At 63.4% G+C, this 20573-nt stretch carries 20 protein-coding genes; 13 read left to right on the forward strand and 7 right to left on the reverse strand.

Features of this window, described 5'->3' with window-relative positions; genetic code table 11:
• Nucleotides 1-125 precede the first annotated feature (125 nt).
• Nucleotides 126-1352: a 3-(3-hydroxy-phenyl)propionate transporter MhpT gene (mhpT, locus tag J3P96_RS13080; RefSeq protein WP_434657738.1), complete on the reverse strand. Its 1227-nt coding sequence runs from the start codon at nt 1350-1352 to the stop codon at nt 126-128.
• Nucleotides 1353-1664: 312 nt separating this feature from the next.
• Between mhpT and J3P96_RS13085 the strand changes: the two genes are divergently transcribed.
• Complete coding sequence (locus tag J3P96_RS13085; protein ID WP_434657741.1) at nt 1665-2972, forward strand: OprD family porin; 1308 nt, start codon at nt 1665-1667, stop codon at nt 2970-2972.
• A 177-nt stretch (nt 2973-3149) separates the two neighbouring features.
• Here J3P96_RS13085 and J3P96_RS13090 read toward each other — a convergent pair whose 3' ends face one another.
• A complete protein-coding gene (locus tag J3P96_RS13090; protein ID WP_434574059.1) occupies nt 3150-3638 on the reverse strand; it encodes a MarR family winged helix-turn-helix transcriptional regulator in 489 nt (162 codons plus the stop codon).
• Between the two features lie 213 nt (nt 3639-3851).
• Between J3P96_RS13090 and J3P96_RS13095 the strand changes: the two genes are divergently transcribed.
• The 4 genes from J3P96_RS13095 (at nt 3852) to J3P96_RS13110 (ending at nt 9115) form a co-directional block, all read left to right on the forward strand.
• On the forward strand, nt 3852-4682 hold the full coding sequence (locus J3P96_RS13095) for a p-hydroxycinnamoyl CoA hydratase/lyase (RefSeq protein ID WP_305500902.1): 831 nt from the start codon (nt 3852-3854) through the stop codon (nt 4680-4682).
• A gap of 105 nt (nt 4683-4787) precedes the next feature.
• Nucleotides 4788-6236: an aldehyde dehydrogenase gene (locus J3P96_RS13100; RefSeq protein ID WP_434657744.1), complete on the forward strand. Its 1449-nt coding sequence runs from the start codon at nt 4788-4790 to the stop codon at nt 6234-6236.
• Nucleotides 6237-6380: 144 nt separating this feature from the next.
• Complete coding sequence (locus J3P96_RS13105) at nt 6381-8252, forward strand: feruloyl-CoA synthase (protein WP_434657746.1); 1872 nt, start codon at nt 6381-6383, stop codon at nt 8250-8252.
• Between the two features lie 149 nt (nt 8253-8401).
• Nucleotides 8402-9115: a GntR family transcriptional regulator gene (locus J3P96_RS13110; RefSeq protein ID WP_434657749.1), complete on the forward strand. Its 714-nt coding sequence runs from the start codon at nt 8402-8404 to the stop codon at nt 9113-9115.
• A 138-nt stretch (nt 9116-9253) separates the two neighbouring features.
• Here the strand turns inward: J3P96_RS13110 and J3P96_RS13115 are convergent, their stop codons facing one another.
• From J3P96_RS13115 to J3P96_RS13125, 3 genes are all read right to left on the reverse strand, one after another.
• Nucleotides 9254-10204: a PDR/VanB family oxidoreductase gene (locus tag J3P96_RS13115; RefSeq protein WP_434657752.1), complete on the reverse strand. Its 951-nt coding sequence runs from the start codon at nt 10202-10204 to the stop codon at nt 9254-9256.
• Entirely contained in the window at nt 10201-11286 is a 1086-nt protein-coding gene (locus J3P96_RS13120; RefSeq protein WP_434657755.1) for a Rieske 2Fe-2S domain-containing protein, read from the reverse strand. Before J3P96_RS13120 ends, J3P96_RS13115 begins: the two co-directional genes overlap by 4 nt.
• 127 nt (nt 11287-11413) lie before the next feature.
• On the reverse strand, nt 11414-12319 hold the full coding sequence (locus tag J3P96_RS13125; protein ID WP_434630892.1) for a LysR substrate-binding domain-containing protein: 906 nt from the start codon (nt 12317-12319) through the stop codon (nt 11414-11416).
• 156 nt (nt 12320-12475) lie between these two features.
• Between J3P96_RS13125 and J3P96_RS13130 the strand changes: the two genes are divergently transcribed.
• The 8 genes from J3P96_RS13130 to J3P96_RS13165 all read left to right on the forward strand — a co-directional run bounded on the left by J3P96_RS13130 (nt 12476) and on the right by J3P96_RS13165 (nt 18737).
• Entirely contained in the window at nt 12476-13600 is a 1125-nt protein-coding gene (locus J3P96_RS13130; protein WP_434657758.1) for an NAD(P)/FAD-dependent oxidoreductase, read from the forward strand.
• Nucleotides 13590-13919 carry a (2Fe-2S)-binding protein gene (locus J3P96_RS13135; RefSeq protein WP_434657761.1) on the forward strand — a complete coding sequence of 110 codons (330 nt, stop codon included), beginning with the start codon at nt 13590-13592 and terminating at the stop codon, nt 13917-13919. Before J3P96_RS13130 ends, J3P96_RS13135 begins: the two co-directional genes overlap by 11 nt.
• Nucleotides 13912-15285, forward strand: a complete 1374-nt coding sequence (locus J3P96_RS13140) for an FAD-dependent oxidoreductase (protein ID WP_434657764.1) — start codon at nt 13912-13914, stop codon at nt 15283-15285. The genes J3P96_RS13135 and J3P96_RS13140 overlap by 8 nt, the downstream gene beginning before the upstream one ends.
• Complete coding sequence (locus tag J3P96_RS13145) at nt 15282-15632, forward strand: RidA family protein (protein WP_434600848.1); 351 nt, start codon at nt 15282-15284, stop codon at nt 15630-15632. Before J3P96_RS13140 ends, J3P96_RS13145 begins: the two co-directional genes overlap by 4 nt.
• 141 nt (nt 15633-15773) lie before the next feature.
• The gene (locus J3P96_RS13150; protein ID WP_434630907.1) at nt 15774-16556 is read left to right on the forward strand and encodes an ABC transporter substrate-binding protein; all 783 of its coding nucleotides are present in this window, start codon (nt 15774-15776) and stop codon (nt 16554-16556) included.
• A gap of 67 nt (nt 16557-16623) precedes the next feature.
• Nucleotides 16624-17049 carry a GlcG/HbpS family heme-binding protein gene (locus J3P96_RS13155; protein WP_434600846.1) on the forward strand — a complete coding sequence of 142 codons (426 nt, stop codon included), beginning with the start codon at nt 16624-16626 and terminating at the stop codon, nt 17047-17049.
• 194 nt (nt 17050-17243) lie between these two features.
• Nucleotides 17244-18080 carry an AraC family transcriptional regulator gene (locus J3P96_RS13160; RefSeq protein WP_305500925.1) on the forward strand — a complete coding sequence of 279 codons (837 nt, stop codon included), beginning with the start codon at nt 17244-17246 and terminating at the stop codon, nt 18078-18080.
• Between the two features lie 54 nt (nt 18081-18134).
• Nucleotides 18135-18737: a LysE family translocator gene (locus J3P96_RS13165; protein WP_434657769.1), complete on the forward strand. Its 603-nt coding sequence runs from the start codon at nt 18135-18137 to the stop codon at nt 18735-18737.
• A gap of 6 nt (nt 18738-18743) precedes the next feature.
• Here J3P96_RS13165 and J3P96_RS13170 read toward each other — a convergent pair whose 3' ends face one another.
• Together J3P96_RS13170 and J3P96_RS13175 are read right to left on the reverse strand one after the other, a co-directional pair.
• Nucleotides 18744-19703, reverse strand: coding sequence for a class I SAM-dependent methyltransferase (locus J3P96_RS13170; RefSeq protein ID WP_434657772.1), 960 nt, complete (start codon nt 19701-19703; stop codon nt 18744-18746).
• A gap of 135 nt (nt 19704-19838) precedes the next feature.
• On the reverse strand, nt 19839-20519 hold the full coding sequence (locus J3P96_RS13175) for a murein L,D-transpeptidase catalytic domain family protein (protein ID WP_434658164.1): 681 nt from the start codon (nt 20517-20519) through the stop codon (nt 19839-19841).
• Nucleotides 20520-20573: the final 54 nt, after the last annotated feature.

Raw genomic sequence — 20573 nt, forward strand, 5'->3', positions numbered from 1 at the left:
GAGCGTCAGTCGGTGAACAGGCTGAGCGTGCAGGCCCTTTCGCGAGCAGGCTCGCTCCCACAAGGGAACTTGGCGTAGACCTTTGTCATGACCGCCGAAAGTCCGATGTGGGAGCAATAGCCCCGTCAGGATTCCTGCGCCACCGGCTCTGCCGTGGCCAACCGTGGCCCGGCCGAACGGCGGATCACGCTGAGGATGGCCAACGTCGCCACCACCAATCCAGGGGAGGTCGCCAGCAATACCGCAGTGGTCCCGCCGCCGGCCGCGAGGATCTGGCCGGCGGCCAAAGGCCCGGCCACCGAGCCCAGGCGCCCGATGGCAACGGCTGCACCGACGCCGGTTGCGCGCACCGCCGTAGGGTAGGAGGGCGGCGCCGAGGCATAAAGCACCAGTTGCGCCGCCATGACAAACAGCCCGGCGGCAAACCCGGCGATGCCCATCGGCATGATGCCCACCGACAAACCGACCCCGGCCAGGGCGCTCAGCAGGCCGGCATAGACAAACAGCACTACCTTGACGGCGTTGAAACGGTCAAGCAACAGCCCACCGATCAACGATCCCAGGGCCCCGCCGATGTTGAATAGCATCTGCACCAGGCCGGCCTGGGGTTTGCTGAAACCCTGTTCCACCAGCAAAGAAGGCAGCCAGTTGAGCAGCATGTACATCACCGTCAGGGTGAAAAAATAACTCAACCAGAGGCCCAACGTTGTCAGCCCCCGGCCTTCGCCGAACAGCGCCTGACCGGTCGAACCACGGACTTCGCCCGCGACGTGTCGTATCTGCTTGAAAGCACTGGACTCCGGCAGCCACAACAGCATCAACGGCACTACCAGCAAGGGCGCCAGGCCACCGATGAAGAACGTCATTTGCCAGTGCTCGCCAAAGGTCATGGCGACCACTGCCGCCAGCGCGCCACCCAGCGGAACCCCGGCGTACATGACACTGATGGCGGTACCACGGCGTTGTTCGCCCACGGCTTCAGCGCACAGGGCGATGAGGTTGGGCAGGGCGGCGCCCAGTCCCAGGCCGGTCATGAAGCGCACCAGCAGCAGGCTGGAGAATTGCTCGACAAACGCGGTGCCGAGGGAAAACACGCCGAACAGCAGGACAGCGGCAATCAGGATTTTCTTGCGGCCGATGCGATCGGCAATCCAGCCGCCGAAAAACGCACCTGGCAGCAGGCCGATGATCCCCGCGCTGAAGACCCAGCCCATCATCTTCGGGTCCAGGGCGAAGGTCTGTCGCAAGCCGGCAGCGGCGGTGCCGGCCGATTGAAGATCAAAGCCTTCGATCAGCGCGACGATGAAACACAGGGCAATGGTCAACGTCGCACGACGCGGCGGATGGTTCATGGCGAATCCTCTTATTGTTTTTGTCGGGACTGCGGCTCGAAGGGAACCCCGCAGCGCGGGATTAAGATTAACAAAGCTAACTAAAAAATGAATCGCGAGGAGCAAACCCGCGAAATCTTTGGTTTCTCTTGGAAATTCAGCAGTTTGGTATCTATAGGACAAACAGTCGTCATATTGGTTAATCATATTAACGTTCGATTATCGGACATTGTCGATTGACGAAGTACCGGGCCGTTTCCATTCTCTGTCCGCACAGCCCTCCACTCGGGGTTGCCTCGATAGAAAACAACAACAAAAAAGCGGACATCGAACATGCCAGATATTATCCGGGACGCCCAGGCGGCGATCCCTGTTTCACCGCTCGTTCACTGGTTGGCCGGAACCGGGCTGAGTCTTCTTTGCAGCGTGGCGCTGGCCGAAGGTTTCATCGACGACAGCCACGGCACGTTGACCCTGCGAAATTACTACATGGATCGCGATTACAAGGACGACGGCGCCAAGACTGCGGCCCGGGAGTGGGCCCAAGGCGTGTTCATGAACGTCGAGTCGGGATTCACCCCGGGTACGCTCGGATTTGGCCTGGATGTGAGGGGGCTGCTGGGCATCAAGCTCGACTCCTCGCCGGACCGCAGCGGCACCGAACTGTTGCCGGTGTCGAGCAGCGACAAGCGCGCGGCGGATGAGTACTCGCGGCTGGGCGTGACCGGCAAGTTGCGTTTCGGCCAAACCACGGTAAAGACCGGCGATGTCTCGATTTTCCTGCCGTTTGCCTTCGCCAGTCCGTCGCGGCTATTGCCGCAGACCTTTCGCGGGACAACCCTGAGCTCCAAGGACATCGACGGATTGACGCTGAACACCGGTTACATCGATCGCATCGCCCGGCGCGATTCCACCGATTACCAGCCCATGAGCATCGCCTCGCCCAATCGTCGTTTCAACGGCGCGGCGACCTCGTCGCACATGGCGTACGTGGGAGGCGATTATCAGGTCAACAAGGATCTGGGCCTGCGCATCTACCACGCCGAAGTTGCCGATCTGTACCAGCAGAATACCTTGGCATTGCTGCACAACCTGCCATTGGGTGATGGCGTGCTGACCACCGATCTACGGAGTTTTTTCAGCAGCGAGGAGGGCGCCGCCAAGGCTGGCAAGGTGGATAACCGCAACGTCTCGGCGCTGGTCGGTTATCGCCTGGGCGGGCATCGCGTCAGCCTGGGCTACATGCATTCGAGCGGCGATACGGCCACGCCCTATGTGTCCGGCACCGAGCTGATGGGTTTGAGTGAAATGACCATGAGTTCGGACTTTCTTAATGCCAAGGAGCGCACCTGGCAAGCGATCCACGATTACGACTTCGCCGCCGTTGGCGTGCCTGGCTTGCGGACCCGGTTGCGTTACGTGCGTGGCGACCATATCGAGCTGGCGGCCCTCAATGCCGAGGATCGCAAGGAGCGTGAGTTCCAGATGGAGTTGGGTTATGTGATCCAGAGCGGCCCGCTGAAAAACGTCGGCCTGCTGGCGCGCAAGTCGATCTACCGAAACGACTTTCCGGGAACGGCGGCGTTTCGCGATGAAAACCAGACCCGGTTCCTGGTGACGTACAGCGTGCCGATCTGGTGAAGCCAGTGAAGCCGTCATTGACGAGCTTTCGTGGCGAGGGAGCTTGCTCCCGCTGGGCTGCGCAGCAGCCCCAAGCTATTGGCCGCGGCGCTTCAGGCAAACCGCGTCCACTGTGTTGGGGTCGCTGCGCAACCCAGCGGGAGCAAGCTCCCTCGCCACAGGGAGGAGTGAGGTTCCTTACTGGTAAACCTTCTTCAGCAACCGCAGCAGTTCCTCGCGCTCGGCACCATTGAGGGCGGCGGTGGAGTCCAGGTCGCTCTGGGCGGCGATCTGCTTGAGCTCCTTGAGCAGGGTTTCGCCGGTCTTGCTCAGGAAAATCCCGTAGGAGCGCTTGTCCGGCTTGCAGCGCACCCGTACGGCCAGGGCGCGGCTTTCCAGTTTGTTCAACAAGGGCACCACTTGCGGTGGCTCGATGGCCAGCGCCTTGGCGAGGTCTGCCTGCATCAGGCCGGGGTTCTGGTCGATGATCGCCAGGGCCGAGAACTGGGCCGGTCGCAGGTCGTGGACAGCAAGACGGCTGATCAGGTTCTGGAACAGTTTCAACTGCGCGCGACGCAAGGCGTAACCGATCAGGTCATCCAGCGCGGAATCCAGCGGCGCCTGCGTGTCGGTACCGTCGGCCAGGGGCGCGGCGGCGGCTTCGGCAAGCTTGGAAGACTTGGCCATCGAAAGGTGCATCCTCAAGGTCAGTGATTAACAAGGCTATCCAGTTTGCCGGGGTTGCCGCGCGGTGGCTACGGTCGCCGGTATTTTTGTTCTCCAGCTCTGGATCCGGGCCGTCAGGAAAATACAGATAAATCGATTAATAGTTAATTGACATAACTAATATTCAAGGTTAGTTTTTCTCCATCTTCAGCCAAGAACAAGAGAGCACGCGCCATGAGCAACTACGAAGGTCGCTGGACAACGGTCAAGGTCGACATCGAGGAAGGCATCGCCTGGGTAACCCTCAATCGCCCGGAAAAACGCAACGCCATGAGCCCGACCCTCAACCGCGAGATGATCGATGTGCTGGAGACCCTGGAACAGGATCCCGCCGCTGGCGTGCTGGTGCTGACCGGTGCGGGGGAGGCCTGGACCGCCGGCATGGACCTCAAGGAATATTTCCGCGAAGTGGATGCCGGGCCGGAAATCCTCCAGGAAAAAATCCGTCGCGAAGCCTCGCAATGGCAATGGAAACTGCTGCGCATGTACGCCAAGCCGACCATTGCCATGGTCAACGGCTGGTGCTTCGGCGGCGGCTTCAGCCCGCTGGTGGCGTGCGACCTGGCGATCTGCGCCGACGAAGCCACCTTCGGCCTTTCGGAAATCAACTGGGGCATCCCGCCCGGCAACCTCGTGAGCAAAGCCATGGCCGATACCGTGGGCCATCGCCAATCCCTGTACTACATCATGACCGGCAAGACCTTCGGCGGGAAAAAAGCCGCGGAGATGGGCCTGGTCAATGAAAGCGTACCCCTGGCACAGCTGCGTGAGGTCACCGTGGAGCTGGCGCGCAACCTGCTGGAGAAAAACCCGGTGGTGCTGCGCGCGGCCAAGCATGGTTTCAAGCGTTGCCGCGAGCTGACCTGGGAGCAGAACGAGGACTACCTCTACGCCAAGCTGGACCAGTCGCGCCTGCTCGACACCGAGGGCGGCCGCGAGCAGGGCATGAAGCAGTTCCTGGACGACAAGAGCATCAAGCCGGGCCTGCAAACCTACAAACGCTGAGACGACAGCGCGGCGGGCGCCATCGTGGGCCCGCAGGTTGTTCGTCCAAGGCCCTCGGCGCTACTGTGAACGTGTTCCCGATAAAGACAATAAAGAGGAATCACCATGCTGGACGTGCCCCTGTTGATTGGCGGCCAGTCGTGCCCGGCCCGCGATGGCCGGACCTTCGAGCGCTGCAACCCGGTGACCGGTGAAGTGGTGTCCCGCGTGGCCGCCGCCACGCTGGAAGATGCCGACGCCGCCGTGGCCTCCGCACACGCTGCCTTCCCGGCCTGGGCCGCGCTGGCGCCCAATGAACGTCGCAACCGCCTGTTGCGCGCGGCCGAGCAGTTGCAGGCGCGCAGCGGCGAATTCATTGCCGCCGCTGGCGAAACCGGCGCCATGGCCAACTGGTACGGCTTCAATGTGCATCTGGCGGCAAACATGCTGCGCGAAGCCGCCTCCATGACCACGCAAATCAATGGCGAAGTCATCCCTTCGGACGTGCCCGGCAGCTTCGCCATGGCCTTGCGTCAGCCCTGTGGCGTGGTGTTGGGCATCGCGCCGTGGAACGCCCCGGTCATTCTCGCCACCCGCGCAATCGCCATGCCCCTGGCGTGCGGCAACACTGTGGTACTCAAGGCCTCGGAAGTCAGCCCGGCCGTGCACCGCCTGATCGGCCAGGTGCTGCAGGACGCCGGCCTGGGCGATGGTGTGGTCAATGTCATCTGCAATGCGCCCACGGATGCGCCGGCCATTGTCGAGCGCCTGATCGCCAACCCGGCGGTACGGCGGGTCAACTTCACGGGCTCGACCCACGTCGGCCGCATCGTCGGCGAACTGTCGGCGCGTCATCTCAAGCCGGCATTGCTGGAGCTGGGCGGCAAGGCACCGCTGCTGGTGCTCGCTGACGCCGATCTTGACGCAGCGGTGCAGGCGGCGGCGTTTGGGGCCTACTTCAACCAGGGCCAGATCTGCATGTCCACCGAGCGCCTGATCGTAGACGCGAGCGTGGCCGATGCCTTTGTCGCCCGACTGACCGCGAAGATCGCGACCCTGCGCGCCGGCGATCCTGCCGCGGGTGATTCGGTGCTGGGCTCGCTGGTGGACACCAGCGCCGGACTGCGCATCAAAGGCCTGATCGACGATGCCCTGGCCAAAGGCGCCAGACTAGTCGCCGGCGGCCAACTGGACGGCAGCATCCTTCAGCCGACCTTGCTCGACGGGGTCACCCCGGACATGCGCCTGTACCGTGAAGAGTCCTTCGGCCCGGTAGCGGTGTTGCTGCGCGGCGACGGTGACGAAGCGTTGCTGCGCCTGGCCAACGATTCCGAGTTCGGCCTGTCGGCGGCGATTTTCAGCCGCGATACCAGTCGCGCCCTGGCGCTGGCCCAACGAATCGAATCCGGCATCTGCCACATCAATGGCCCGACCGTGCACGACGAGGCGCAAATGCCCTTCGGCGGGGTCAAGTCCAGCGGCTACGGCAGCTTTGGCGGCAAGGCCGCCATCGAGCATTTCACCCAGTTGCGCTGGGTGACGATGCAGAACGGCCCACGGCATTACCCGATCTGAAAATCCGTCGCATCGCCGGCGATGGGCCGCCCGAGCCATCGCCCGATGCAGGCCAGACATGACAATCACAAGGCCGCAGCCAGACGCTGCCACGCTCCGCTCGCGTCAAGCGACCCGAGTGTGCCTTGATGGAGGAGATGCACCGTGAGTTCCGAGTTCAGATCATCCTCCCGGCCCGAACCTGCGCGCTATCGCCAGGTGTCGATCGGGCATCCAGCCGTTGAAGTGAAGGAAGAGCAGGGCATCCTGCAGATGCGCTCCCTGGAGCCCTTGGCGCCGTTGCCGTCGCGCCTGCTCGATCGCCTGGTGCACTGGGCCCGGGTGCGACCGGACCAGACGTTCATTGCCGCTCGCGAAAACCAAGGCGATTGGCGTCACGTCAGCTATGCCGAAATGCTCGACAGCGTGCGGGCCATTGCCCAAGGCCTGCTTCGTTATGGCCTGTCGGCCGAAAAACCCCTGGCGCTGCTCTCGGGTAACGACATCGAGCATTTGCAAATGGCCTTGGGCGCGATGTACGCCGGGATTCCCTATTGCCCGGTGTCGCCGGCCTATTCGTTGCTGTCCCAGGATTTCGCCAAGCTGCGGCACGTCTGCGACCTGTTGCAGCCGGGGCTGGTATTTGTCAGCGAGGCCGCGCCGTTCGAGCGCGCGATCAATGCGGTATTGCCTATGGATATCCCCCTGGTCAGCGTGCGCGGAGAAATACCCGGCCGCGCCAGGACAAGCTTCGCCAGCCTGCTGGCGCAGCCGGGCGGCAGCGAGGCCGAGCGGGCCTTCACCACCACCGGCCCGGACAGCATCGCCAAGTTCCTGTTCACCTCCGGCTCCACCAAGCTGCCGAAGGCGGTGATCACCACCCAACGCATGCTTTGCGCCAACCAGCAGATGCTCTTGCAGACCTTCCCGGTGTTTGGCGAGGAACCACCAGTGCTGGTGGATTGGCTGCCCTGGAACCATACGTTTGGTGGCAGCCATAACGTCGGTATCGTGCTGTACAACGGCGGCACCTTCTATCTGGACGATGGCAAACCCACCGTCCAGGGCTTCGCCGAAACCCTGCGCAATCTCAAGGAAATTTCCCCAACCGCTTACCTGACCGTGCCCAAGGGCTGGGAAGAATTGGTCAGCGCGCTGGAACAGGACGCTGAGTTGCGCGAGCGCTTCTTCAAACGCATCAGTTTGTTCTTCTTCGCTGCGGCGGGGCTTTCGCAGAGCACCTGGGATCGCCTCGACAAGGTGGCCGAGCAGCATTGCGGCGAGCGCATCCGCATGATGGCCGGCCTGGGCATGACCGAAGCGTCGCCGTCCTGCACCTTCACCACCGGGCCGCTGTCCATGGCCGGCTACATCGGCTTGCCGGCGCCAGGTTGCGAAGTGCGGATGGTGCCGGTGGACGGCAAGTTCGAAGGGCGCTTTCGCGGGCCACACATCATGCCCGGCTACTGGCGGTCGCCGCAGCAGACCGCCGAGGTGTTCGACGAGGCCGGTTTCTATTGTTCGGGCGACGCCATCAAGCTGGCCGATGCCGCCAACCCGCAGTTGGGGCTGATGTTCGACGGGCGCATCGCCGAAGACTTCAAATTGTCCTCCGGCGTGTTCGTCAGCGTCGGGCCGTTGCGCAACCGCGCGGTGCTGGAGGGCACGCCGTACGTCCAGGACCTGGTGGTGACGGCGCCGGACCGCCCGCACCTGGGTGCGCTGGTATTCCCGCGCCTGAATGACTGCCGGCGCCTCTCGGGCCTGGCGCAGGACGCCAGCGACGCCGAGGTCCTGGCCAGCCCGCCGGTGCGCCAGTGGTTTGCCGACTGGTTGCAGCGCCTGAACCGCGAAGCCAACGGCAACGCCAGTCGTGTGGAGTGGATCGCACTGCTCGACGAACCCGCTTCCATCGACCGTGGCGAAATCACCGACAAGGGCTCGATCAACCAGCGCGCCGTGTTGCAATGGCGCGCGGCGAAGGTCGAGGCGCTGTATCGGGGAGAAGACCCAACGGTCCTGCGCGCCGGCAATTAACACCAAACCCTGTGGGAGCGAGCCTGCTCGCGAATGCGGTGTATCAGCGAGAATTGGATATTGCTGAACCACCGCTTTCGCGAGCAGGCTCGCTCCCACATTTGATTGCAATTACTATGGCGGCTCTCTCTTCTCTGGATATCACCTGAATGAGTAAGCCCGGCCAAACGGTGCTGGTCGCGTTGCGTCGAATGATCGCTTCAGGCGAACTGGCGGCGGGGGAGCGCTTGATGGAAATTCCAACGGCGCAATTGTTCGGCGTCTCGCGGATGCCGGTGCGCATGGCGTTTCGCACCCTGGAGCAGGAAGGGCTGCTGGTGCGTTTTGGCGGGCGGGGTTTCCAGGTGCGCTCGGTCAGCGCCGAGGAGATTGCCGGCGCGGTGGAAGTGCGTGGGGTGCTGGAGGGCCTGGCTGCCCGGCAAACCGCCGAACGCGGCTTGTCCGAGGAGGCTCGCCGGGCGCTTGAGCAATGTCTGGTCGATGGCGATGAACTGTTCGCCAAAGGTTATGTGACCGAAGAGGACCTGGAGGTCTATCACGACCTCAACATGCGTTTTCACCAGGTAATCGTCGAGGGCAGCCACAACCCGGCCATCGCCGACGCCCTGGCGCGCAACGATCACCTGCCGTTCGCCTCGGTCACGGCCCTGGCGGTCGACCGCCAGAACATGGCCGGCGAATACCGGCGCTTCAACTATGCCCACATGCAGCATCATTCGGTGTTCGATGCGCTGGTCAATCGCCAGGGCGCCCGGGCCGAGGCGATCATGCGCGAGCACGCCAACGCGACCCTGCGCTACGCCGAGGTGTTTGGCTCGACGCTGGCGGATGATCGGATGAAGGTGATCCTTAGAACTGAATGACCTTTTAATGTGGGAGCGAGCCTGCTCGCGAAAGCGTCAGTTCAGAAACATCACTGTTTTCTGACAGACCGCTTTCGCGAGCAGGCTCGCTCCCACAAGGTATTAGGGTGTTTTAGAGACCCCGCATAGGATTGGTACTCACAGATCCAGCACCAACAACGGCGTCCTCGACCTCGAACAGCACGGCGTGAACTGGTCGTTGCAGGCTTGCTCGGCTTCGGTCAGGAACATGTCCCGATGGTCCGGCACGCCTTCCAGCACGCGGGTCAGGCAGGTGCCGCAGACGCCTTGCTCGCAGGAAATCGGAACCTCGATGCCATGGCTTTCCAACACCTGGACCACGCTGCGGTCCGCCGGCACCTCGAAAACCTGGCCGCTGCTGGCAAGCTTCACCGAGAAGCGGCCATCGGCCGTGGTGTCGATCGGCGCCGCGGCGAAGTATTCCCGGTGCAGATTGGGTTCCTGCCAGCCCTGGGCCTTGGCGGTGTCGAGGATGCGCTGCATGAACCCGCCGGGACCACAGACATACAGGTGCAGGTCGGCGCTGGGCGAAGCCAGTACCCGAATGGCATCCAGTGCCGTGACGGGTTCTTCATCGAAATGCAGGAATACCCGGTCGGCGTAAGGCGACTGCTCCAGGCGTTCGACAAAAGCGGCGCGGTCCCGGGACCGGGCACAGTAGTGCAATGCGAACGCAGCGCCGCTCTGGGCCAGGTGCTCGGCCATGCACAGGATCGGCGTGATGCCGATGCCGCCGGCAAACAGCAGGCTGCCCCGGGCCGCAGGTGCCAGGGCAAACAGGTTGCGCGGTTCGCTGATCAGCAGCCGTGCGCCCGGCTGGATCTGTTCATGCAGGCTGCGTGAGCCACCTCGCGACGAGGGATCCCTGAGCACGCCGATGAGGTAGCGATGCCGTTCCTCCGGGTGGTTGCACAGCGAGTACTGGCGAACCAGCCCGTCGGGCAAATGCACGTCGATATGGGCGCCGGCGGTAAACGCCGGCAGTGGCTGACCGTCGATGCTGGTCAGCTCGTAGCTGCAGATGTCCGGGGTTTCAATAGTGCGTGCCGCGACCTGGACTTCGATCATGGCCGTTGCTCCGCGTGTTGCGGCTGCCGGGTACTGGCGATCAGGGCGGCCTCTTGCTCACGCTCGCGGGCGATCCAGCGTTCCAGTACCCGACGCGACTGCACGCCGCCGGCATCGATGTTGAGCTTGAGCAGATTGCGTTGCGGATGGTCCAGCAGGTTGCGCTGCTGGCGTTCGAGCATCTCCAGGTCTTCGCTGAAGATCTTGCCCTGGCCCTCGCGAATACTCGCGGTCAGCGCGTCGTCCTGAGGCTGGAAATGGCGGGCCATGCCCCAGAAGTACCAGATGGAGGTCTCGGTTTCCGGCGTGATGAAATCGACGACGATGCTCGACGCCTTGTATTGCGGCGCGGCGTGATAGCCACCGTGGCCGGCATGGGCCACGCCGACTTCGATCATTACGTGGCTGGGCGGGGTGAATCGGCAGATCTGCCAGCGATCCACCGGCACGTCGTCGGCCAGGTTGTTGCCGCGCAGCGCCATGCGCCAGAAGGGCGGAGCCATGATGTTTTCCATGTGGCGGGCAGTGACTACCTCGTCGCCTTCGACCGTGGTCACTGGCGGTGCCTCGTCGATTTCCTTCTGGCCGATGCTCGAGGCATGCACGTAGGTTTCGTGGGTCAAATCCATCAGGTTGTCGATCATCAGGCGATAGTCGCAGTGGATATGGAAGAGGCCGCCGCCATACGCCCATTCCTGGTTCTCCGCCCATTCCAGAGGATGGATCAGCGAGGGGTCGGCCAATGCCTGTTCACCCGGCCAGACCCAGATAAACCCGTAGCGCTCCTGCACGGCAAAGGTCTTGTTGCAAGGAAATCCCCGAACCCGTTGCCCGGGCATCTCGACAGTCTTGCCATCGTCGCCCATGACCAGCCCATGGTAGCCACAGACCAAGTTGCCATTCTCGACATAACCGAGCGAGAGCGGTGCGCCTCGATGGGGACAGAAGTCCTCGACGGCGGCGGCTTTGCCGGCTTGCCCGCGGTAGAAAACCATTTTCTCGCCACAGATCTGCCGACCCAGCGGCTTGTCGGCAATCTCGTCCGGGGTGCAGGCAACGTACCAGGCGTTCTTGGGGTACATGAGAGGGATCTCCAGGCTGGTTTTGTTTTTATCTGTGGATCCATTAACTCTCTTAACTAATTTGCTTGTCAACGATTTTGGTGGTTGCGCAGATGATCGGTGTTTATCAATGGATCCATTGACGGCTTTAAAACCGATAGGCCGCCGGCACTTGCGCCTCGATGAATCGCTGCATGTGTTCGAGGAAGCGCGCCTGCAGTTTCGACAGCGGTCCATGGATCGGCAGCAGCATGCTGAAGTCCATTTCAATGGCCGGTTCGAAGGCACGGAAGACGATGCCGTTGCCGCGGTATTCAACGGCACTGATGGCGTCCACCAGGGCGACGCCCAGGCCTTGCTCAACAAAAGTGCACATCGGTTGGGACAATTGGGTTTCCAGGCGCAGCTCACGCTCGACGCCGTGAGCGGCGAAAATCGCGTCGATGTGTTGCCGGGAGCCGATGGATTGCGGATAGGAAATGAACCGTTCGCCCTGCAGGTCTTCCGGCTTGATGGACGCGCGGTCCTGTAGCCGATGGCCGGCGGGCAGCGCGCAGAGCATGCGCGTAGCCAGCAGCTTTTCGGCGCGGGGACTCGGGTAGGTATTGGGCAGGACGATCAGGCCCAGGTCACAGCGCTGGCCTACCACCAGGTCGACGACTTCCCGCGAGGAATGCACCACCAGCGAGATCTGCACCTGCTCATGCTCGGCCATGAACGCGGCAATCGCCCGCGGCAGGAACGACAAGCCCATGGCCGGCGCGCAGGCAATGTGCAGTGAACCGCGCTTGAGGTTGCGGATGTCCTGGGCCGTGCGCGCGATCCGCTCCACTCCCAGCAGCGAGCGCTGCACCTCCTGATACAGCGTCATGGCCTCGGCGGTCGGTTGCAGCCGGCCCTTGATACGGTCGAACAGGCTGAAGCCGATGTCTTCTTCCAGGCTGGCAATCAGCCGGGTCGCGGCGGGTTGCGAGATGTGCAGCATTTCAGCGGCGCGGGTCACCGTCTGGCCGAGGATCACCGCGCGAAACGCTTCCAGCTGGCGGAGGTTCATAAGGATGCTCACCCATAACAAAAAGACATGAGCTATCAAAAATAAAGCATTTTTAATGAGCGTGGCAGCGTCCTAGGATCGATCGCATGAACTTGCCCGGCCATGAATCGGCGCTTCGCCGTACTTCAAGGCCTTTGGAACAGCGATATAGCAGTCATGCAAAAAACTGATGTGATCATCGTAGGTGGCGGCCTGGTGGGTATGTCCATTGCCTATGGCCTGGCCCTGCTCGGGCGCAAGGTGAGCGTGCTCGACGAGGGCGACGACGCGATTCGCGCCGCCCGTGGCAACTTCGGTTTGCTCTGGGTCCAGGGCAAGGGCTATGGAATGAGCCCGTATGCACAATGGACCCGTGATTCGGTGGCGCTGTGGCCGCGCTTCGCCGAAGCGCTGCAAGCCGATACGGGTATCGATATCCATCTGCGCCAGCAGGGCGGTTTCCAGTTGTGCCTGAGCGATGCGGAAATGACCGAGGAGGCCGCGCGCCTGGCCTGGCTGCGCGAGGCCCTCGACGGGGATTATCCCTATGAGCTGCTGGACAGAGCACAACTGCGCGGCCGTCTGCCGGGTATCGGCCCCGACGTGGTGGGCGGCTGTTTCTCGCCCATGGATGGTCACGTCAATCCGCTCAAGCTGTTGCGTTCGCTGCATGCGGCCTGCAAAGCGCGTGGCGTGACGTTGATCAATGGTCACCGCGTCGAGGCCATCGAACCGCACGCCACGGGTTTGCAACTGCGCGCCGCCGATCAGCGCTGGTCTGCCGCGCAGGTTGTCCTGGCCGCGGGCCTGGGCAATCGAGCATTGGGCGAAAGGGTCGGATTGGACGTGCCCGTGCAACCCAATCGCGGGCAGATCCTGGTGACCGAACGACTCAAGCCGTTTCTCCATTACCCCACGACGTATGTGCGCCAGACCGACGAGGGCACCGTGCAACTGGGCGACTCCCATGAGTCGGCCGGCTTCGACGACAGCACCGGCAGCCAGGTCATGGCCGCGATCGCCCGACGCGCCGTGCAGTGTTTCCCACTGCTGGGTGACGTACGCCTGGTACGGGCCTGGGGCGCGTTGCGGGTGATGAGCGCCGACGGGTTTCCGATTTACGAAATGCCCCAAGGCTGCCCGGGCCTGGCGGTCGTCAGTTGCCACAGCGGCGTGACCTTGGCCGCTGTTCACGCCCTGCGCCTGGCCCCGTGGATTGCCGGCGAGTTCGATGACCCAGCCGTCAAGCCATTCGGCCTGCAGCGCTTCAATTCGCCAACCGAGGTGCGTCATGTCGGCTGAAAGCCTGTTCCGGCCTTTGGCCGTCTCGCAGAACCAGGTATTGATCGAGTTCGACGGCAAGCCCTTGAGCGTGCCGGGTGATGTCTGCCTTGCGGCGGCGCTGCTCGCCAGCGGAGTCCGGCACACCCGTGAAAGCGCTGTCAGCGGCAGGCCCGCTGCGCCGTACTGCCTGATGGGCGTGTGCTTCGAATGCCTGGTGCAAGTGGACGGCCAGGCCAACGTCCAGTCGTGCCTGGTGGCGGTGCGCCCGGGCATGCGTGTGCAACGCCAACGCGGCGCCGTCAGCCTGGCGCCGAACGAGGAGGGGACCGATGAGTAACGCCGTGATCGACTTGATCATCATCGGTGCCGGACCGGCCGGCATGAGCGCCGCCATCGAGGCCAGGGACCATGGATTGTCGGTCGTGGTGCTGGATGAGCAGGCCAGTCCTGGCGGGCAGATTTATCGCCAAGTGCTTCAAGCCGATGCCCGCAGCCGCGCGGTGCTGGGCGAAGACTACAGCGCCGGTGCGCAGCTGGCGGCGGATTTTCTCCAATGCGGGGCTCGTTACCTGCCCAACGCGGCGATCTGGCAAGTCACCCCCCAGCGTGAGGTGCACTACCTGATCGACGGCTGCGCAGAGGTTTTGCGCGGGCGCCATCTGCTGATCGCCACGGGCGCCTTCGAACGGCCGATGCCAATTCCCGGCTGGACCTTGCCTGGGGTCATGACGGCCGGTGCGGGGCAGATCCTGCTCAAGAGCGCGACGCTGGTACCGGCTGGGCCGGTGGTCCTGGCGGGTTGCGGTCCGCTGTTGTACCTGCTGGCGGCGCAGTACCTGCGCGCCGGCATTGCCGTCGAGGCGCTGGTCGATACCAGCCACCGTCGCGAGCTGCTGCGGGCCTGGCGACTGATTCCCGGTGCGTTGCGCGGCTGGCGCGACTTGTTCAAGGGCGTGGGGCTGCTGGCTGAGTTGAAGCGTGGCGGCATCCGCCATTATCGCGGTGCCCGCAATCTGTGCGTCGACGGTGAGGACTGCGCCAGCGCACTGAGCTTCGACAGTGGAGGGCAGCACGTGCGAGTGCCCGCAGGATTGATTTTATTGCACCAGGGCGTGGTGCCGCACACGCAGATCAGTTGGTCGTTGCGCCTGGAGCATGACTGGAGCGAGGCGCAACTGTGCTGGATTCCACGGCGCGATGGCTTTGGCCAAACCAGTGCGCCGGGCATTTTCATCGCCGGTGACGGCGCTGCGATTGGCGGCGCGCAGGTGGCGCGCCTGGAAGGGCGACTCGCTGCGATGGCGATTGCCGGTGTTTCCCGTGGAGCACGCGGCCTTGAGAAAGGCCTGCGTCGTGCTCGTGCTGCGCGGCCCTTGATCGATGCGTTGTATCGCCCCCCGGCAGAAAGTTGCGTCCCACCCGACGACGTCATCGTGTGTCGCTGCGAAGAAGTCACGGCTGGCGCTATCCGCCGTTACGTCGACCTCGGCTGCCTGGGTCCCAACCAGACCAAAGCCTTCAGCCGTTGCGGCATGGGTCCGTGCCAAGGGCGCCAATGCGGCTTGAGCGTCACCCAGATCATCGCCGCCCAGCGCCGCGTTTCGCCCGCTGAAGTCGGTTACTACCGCATCCGTCCCCCCCTCAAACCCATCACGCTGGCCCAACTGGCCGGCGAACGTCACTGCGTCGAGGAACCGTCATGACCATTCAACGTATCGAAAGCAACCCGCGCCTGAGCCGCAGCGTCGTGCACAACGGCGTGGCCTGGCTCAGCGGCATTGTCGCCGCCGATTGCAACCAGGACATCCAGGGCCAGACCCGCCAGGTGCTGCAGCGGATCGACGAATTGCTCGCCGCGTCGGGCAGCGACAAGCGCCGCCTGCTCAGCGTGCAGATCTGGATGAAAGACATGGGCCGCGATTTCGCTGCGATGAACGCGATCTGGAGCGACTGGGTCGACGCCGCGCACACCCCGGCGCGAGCCACCGCACAGGTGGCGTTCGATGACCCGCAGATCCTGCTGGAACTGATCGTGACCGCGGCGGTGTAGGACCGCCGGACGCCGCTGTGCCGCTATCGGGCAAGACCACCGCCAGAGTGGTCGCCCGCGCCTGTTCAGATTGCTGCTGCCATAACGGACGACTTCCCGTGGAGCGTCCGAAATCAATAACATCGCATCCGGAGCTAATGAATGAACGTTAAACGCATTGCACTCAAGCTGGGCTTCGTCTCGCTGCTGGCATTCGGCGCCAATCTGCACGCCGCCGAAACCTCGCTGCGCATCGGCATCGAGGCGGCATACCCACCCTTCGCCTCGAAAACCCCGGACAACGCCATCGTCGGCTTCGACTATGACATCGGCCAGGCGCTTTGCGCCGAGATGAAGGTTCGTTGCGTCTGGCAGGAGCAGGAGTTCGACGGCTTGATCCCGGCGCTCAAGGTGAAAAAAGTCGACGCGGTGATTTCTTCCATGTCGATCACCCCGGAGCGGATGAAGTCGGTGGACTTCACCGACCGTTATTATCGGATTCCGGCGCGGCTGGTGTTTCGCAAGGGCAGTGGCATCCAGGATATTCCCGCGCAGCTCAAAGGCAAGCGGATCGGCGTGCAGCGGGCGACCAACTTCGATCGTTACGTTACCGACAAATTTGCCCCGGCCGGGGCCGAGGTGATCCGTTATGGCTCGCAAAACGAAGTCTTCCTCGACCTGCTGGGCGGACGCCTGGACGCGACGATGGCCAGTTCGGTGGCCATCGACGAAAGCCTGCTCAAGCGTCCTGAAGGCAAGGATTTCGAATTTGTTGGCCCAAACTTCGTCGAAGAACAATACTTCGGCACGGGCATTGGAATCGCCGTGCGCAAGAATGATCCGCTGGCGGGCCGTTTCAACCAGGCGCTGGCGACCCTTCGCGCCAACGGCACCTACGAGCGGATTCGCCAGAAGTACTTCGATTTTGATATCTATGGCGAATGACCATCGCCGTGTCCATCGCCCGCAGCGTCGGCTGACGGGCCTCACGCTGCACAGCACGGAGTGACTCATGAAAACCAAAGCGGTACTCACCGAACAGGACGTTGCCCAGTTGCTGGTAGCAGCCAAAGAGCTGGCCCACCAGCGTCAATGGGCCGTATCGGTCTGTGTGGTCGACGATGGCGGGCATCCCTTGGGGCTGTTGCGCCTGGACGGGGCCTCGCCATTGTCCGCCTACATCGCCACCGAAAAAGCCCGCACCGCCGCCATGGGCCGGCGGGACAGCAAGGTTTTTGAAGACATGATCAATGGTGGCCGCATCGCCTTCCTCAGTGCGCCGCACTTGCAAGGCATGCTTGAGGGTGGCGTGGCGATCCGTCACGACGGTCAGTGCATCGGTGCTATCGGCGTGTCCGGGGTCAAGGCCGAGGAAGATGCGGAGCTGGCGCGATTGGCGGTGGAGACGGTGTTGCCGGTGATCACGCCGGATGCCTGAGGGCCTGTGGGAGCCTGTGGAGCTTTTGTGGGAGCGGGCTTGCTCGCGAAAGCGGTATGTCAGCCAGCTCATATATGGACTGATACACCGTCTTCGCGAGCAAGCCCGCTCCCACCCAAGCTGCACAAATCTTCCAGACACTCATGACATCAGCCGATAATCTGACAGAGCACGTTCACTAAACGGATTAGCCCATGACAGCGCGCAACTGGATCGATCTCAAGCAGGACGCCACGTCCGGCATCGAGACCGTGCGCGCGCATTTCGAGGGGCACGCCTACGATCCGCACTGGCACGATGCCTATCTGGTGGGCGTGACGGAGCAGGGCGTGCAGCAGTTCCATTGCCGTCAGCAGCAACACAACAGCACGCCAGGCAAGGTGTTCCTGCTTGAACCGGGGGAGCTGCATGACGGTAACGCGCCGCACGAAAACGGGTTTACCTATCGCACCTTGTACCTGGAGCCGCAATGGCTGGAGCGCGAACTGCGCTCGTTGTTCGAGGATGCGCCAGACAACGCGCAACTGGGCTTTGCCGTCACGCTGAACGATGACGCGCGGCTGGCAAGGGCTACCGCCGCGGCTTTCCAGAGCCTGCACGAACAGGACATCCTGATCGTCCGCCAGACCGCCCTCGACACGCTGCTGTCGAACCTCACTCAACACCTGCATTGGCGAACACGGATCAATCCCGACCCGCGTCTGCCACTGGTCGCCCAGCAGGCCCGGGATTATTTGCACGGCCACCTGAGCGAGGACATCAGCCTGGACGACCTGGCGCGCGTCACCGGCGTGGATCGTTTTCGCCTGAGTCGTGCGTTCAAGGCGGCCTTCGGCCTGGCGCCCCACGCGTATCTGATCCAGCTGCGCCTGGCCCGGGCGCGGCGTCTGCTGGCCCGTGGCGAGAGCGCCGTGGCGGTGGCCGCCATGCTCGGCTTCGCCGACCAGAGTCACCTCGGCCGCTGGTTCCAGCGCGCCTATCGCATGAGCCCGGCGGACTACCGCAAGCGCTGCTCAATTGTTCCAGACTGAGCCCGGCTGCAACGGGATGATCAAGTCCACGATCATTCATCGAGAAGTTGCGCCATGGATCAGTTGTTGCCGTTTGCCTTGTTTGCGTTTGTCGCCTCCATCACCCCGGGTCCGACCAATATCCTGGTGCTGAGCCATAGCTCGCGCTTCGGCCTGGCGACCACCTGGCCGATCATCCTCGGCGCCTGCGCGGCTGCCGCGTTGCTGGTGTTGTTGGTGGGCACCGGGCTGGGCGACCTGCTGGCGCGACATGCGGCGATCCAAACGGCGCTGTCCTGGGCCGGCATCGCCTGGCTGAGCTGGATGGCCTGGCAGATTTTCAGCGCGCCGGCCGAGGCCATCGATCCAGACCGCCCGGTCGAAGGCCCACGGCTCGGCCTGGCGGGCGCCGCCGGGTTGCAACTGGTGAACCCGAAGACCTGGATGATGGCCCTGGCGGTGGTCAGCGTATTCGCCGGCGCCGAGGCAGACCGTACGGTGCGGGTGCTCTGGCTGTCCCTGGCGTTCTTTGCCATCTCCATTCCCTGCATGACCGCCTGGGCCTACCTGGGGCGTGGCGCGGCGAAGTTCTGCCGTTCCGCCGTGGCGATGGGGCGCTTCAATCGCGTCATGGCGGTGTTGCTACTGGTGTCGGCGTGGTTGACGTTGGTGGTGTAGTTGCGGCTATACCTGTGAGCTGGCCGGATCGTCGCGTGTGAACACCAAGGCCTTGAGGCCGCAGGCCGGGTCGGCATCCGGAAATTCCGGCGGATTTGCCAATCGCTGTTCGAATCGCAGGCCCGGTGCTTCACGCATGACGCCGCCAATGAGGAAATCCGGACCGGTCGCCGGGTCGTTGCTACAGGCCAGTACCGCGCCGTGGGCGGTCAGCAGCTCCGGCAGGCGGCGCAGCACACGCTGGTAATCCTTGGCCAAAAGGAAGCTGCCTTTCTGGAACGTTGGCGGGTCGATGATGACCAGATCGTAGGGGCCGCTGTTGATCACCTTGCCCCACGACTTGAACAGGTCGTGGCCAAGGAAACTCACCTGGCCCAGGTCGTGGCCGTTCAACCGGTGGTTGTCGCGACCACGGCTTAAAGCCGCGCGGGACATGTCCAGGTTGACCACGTGTTGCGCGCCGCCGGCGATCGCCGCCACCGAAAAACCGCAGGTGTAGGCGAACAGATTCAGCACGCGCTTGCCACGGGCATGGGCGCGGACCCAGTCGCGCCCGTAGCGCATGTCGAGGAACAGGCCGTTGTTCTGCTTCTTGCCCAGGTCGATCCGGTAGCGCAGGCCGCCTTCGGTCAGGGTCCACTCATCGATCGGCTCGCCCTCCAGCCACTGGGTAAGGCTATCGGGCAGGTATCGATGCTGCAGGGCCAGCGTATGGGCGGCGCTGCGCTGCCAGACGGGTGAGGCGACAAGGTCGCGTAACATCGCGAGCAGATCGTCCAGTTGCGCCGGCTCGGGTTCCTTGAACAGCGAGACCAGGACCACGCCTTGCAGCCAATCCACGGTAATCTGTTCCAGCCCCGCCCAGCAGCGTCCGCGCCCGTGGAACAGCCGACGGGTTTCGTCAGGCACCGACTCCAGCGCCGTCGATAAATGGCTCTGCAAGGTTTGGAGGGCTTCAGGGTTCATCAGAAAAAACGCCAGCAATTCGAAAGGCCGGCATTTTAACCACGAACCCACCTGACGCAATCGCTGGCCAGGAGATTTGCACGATACCCGTGGCGAGGGAGCTTGCTCCCGCTCGGGCGCTTAGCGGCCGCTTTACTATCCGCCGCGGGTCGACAGAATGCTCGCCACCTGCTGCGCCTGGCAATTGAGATAGGCCGAACGCTTGAGCCACGCCGGATCCGGGTACCAGGAAAACATGAATTGCCCGCCCTTGAGCTTGTCGATCACCTGGCGCGCTACTTGCGGGCGCACGGCCGGGCAGCCCTGGCTGCGGCCGATGCGGCCCTGGCGCACGCTCCACAACGGATTCACATAGTCGGCGGCGTGGATGACGATCGCCCGGTCGCGCGCCTGGTCATTGAAGCCGGGCTCCAGGCCGTCCATGCGCAGCGAATAACCATGGGCGCCCTGATAGCTTTCCTGGGTGCGGAACAGTCCCAGGCTGGATTGGTAGCTGCCCAGGCGATTGGAAAATTGCGTGGCGAAGTTTTCCCCGGATTTCTGCCCGTGTGCCACCAGGTCGCGCAACACCAGCTTCTTCTGGCGCAGGTCGAAGATCCACAGGCGCCGTGCCGTGGAGGGCTGCGAATAGTCGATCACCGCCAGGTGACGGGCCGGGCGAGCGCCGTTGGCGACAGCGCATTGCATCGCGCCCAAGGCACTTTTAAGCGCTAGGGGATTGAGTTCCGGCGCCGCGTGGGCGAGGCTGTTGTAAAGCGGCTGGGAACCGGGCTTTTGCGCCAGTGCCGGGCCGGATATGACGCCCAGGCCGGCCATGACCAGGCAGAGTCGGCGCAGCAGGCGCGCGACTGAGCGCGATACGGGCGAAAA

The sequence above is a fragment of the Pseudomonas sp. R3-56 genome (genome assembly GCF_051132075.1).
GTDB lineage: Bacteria > Pseudomonadota > Gammaproteobacteria > Pseudomonadales > Pseudomonadaceae > Aquipseudomonas.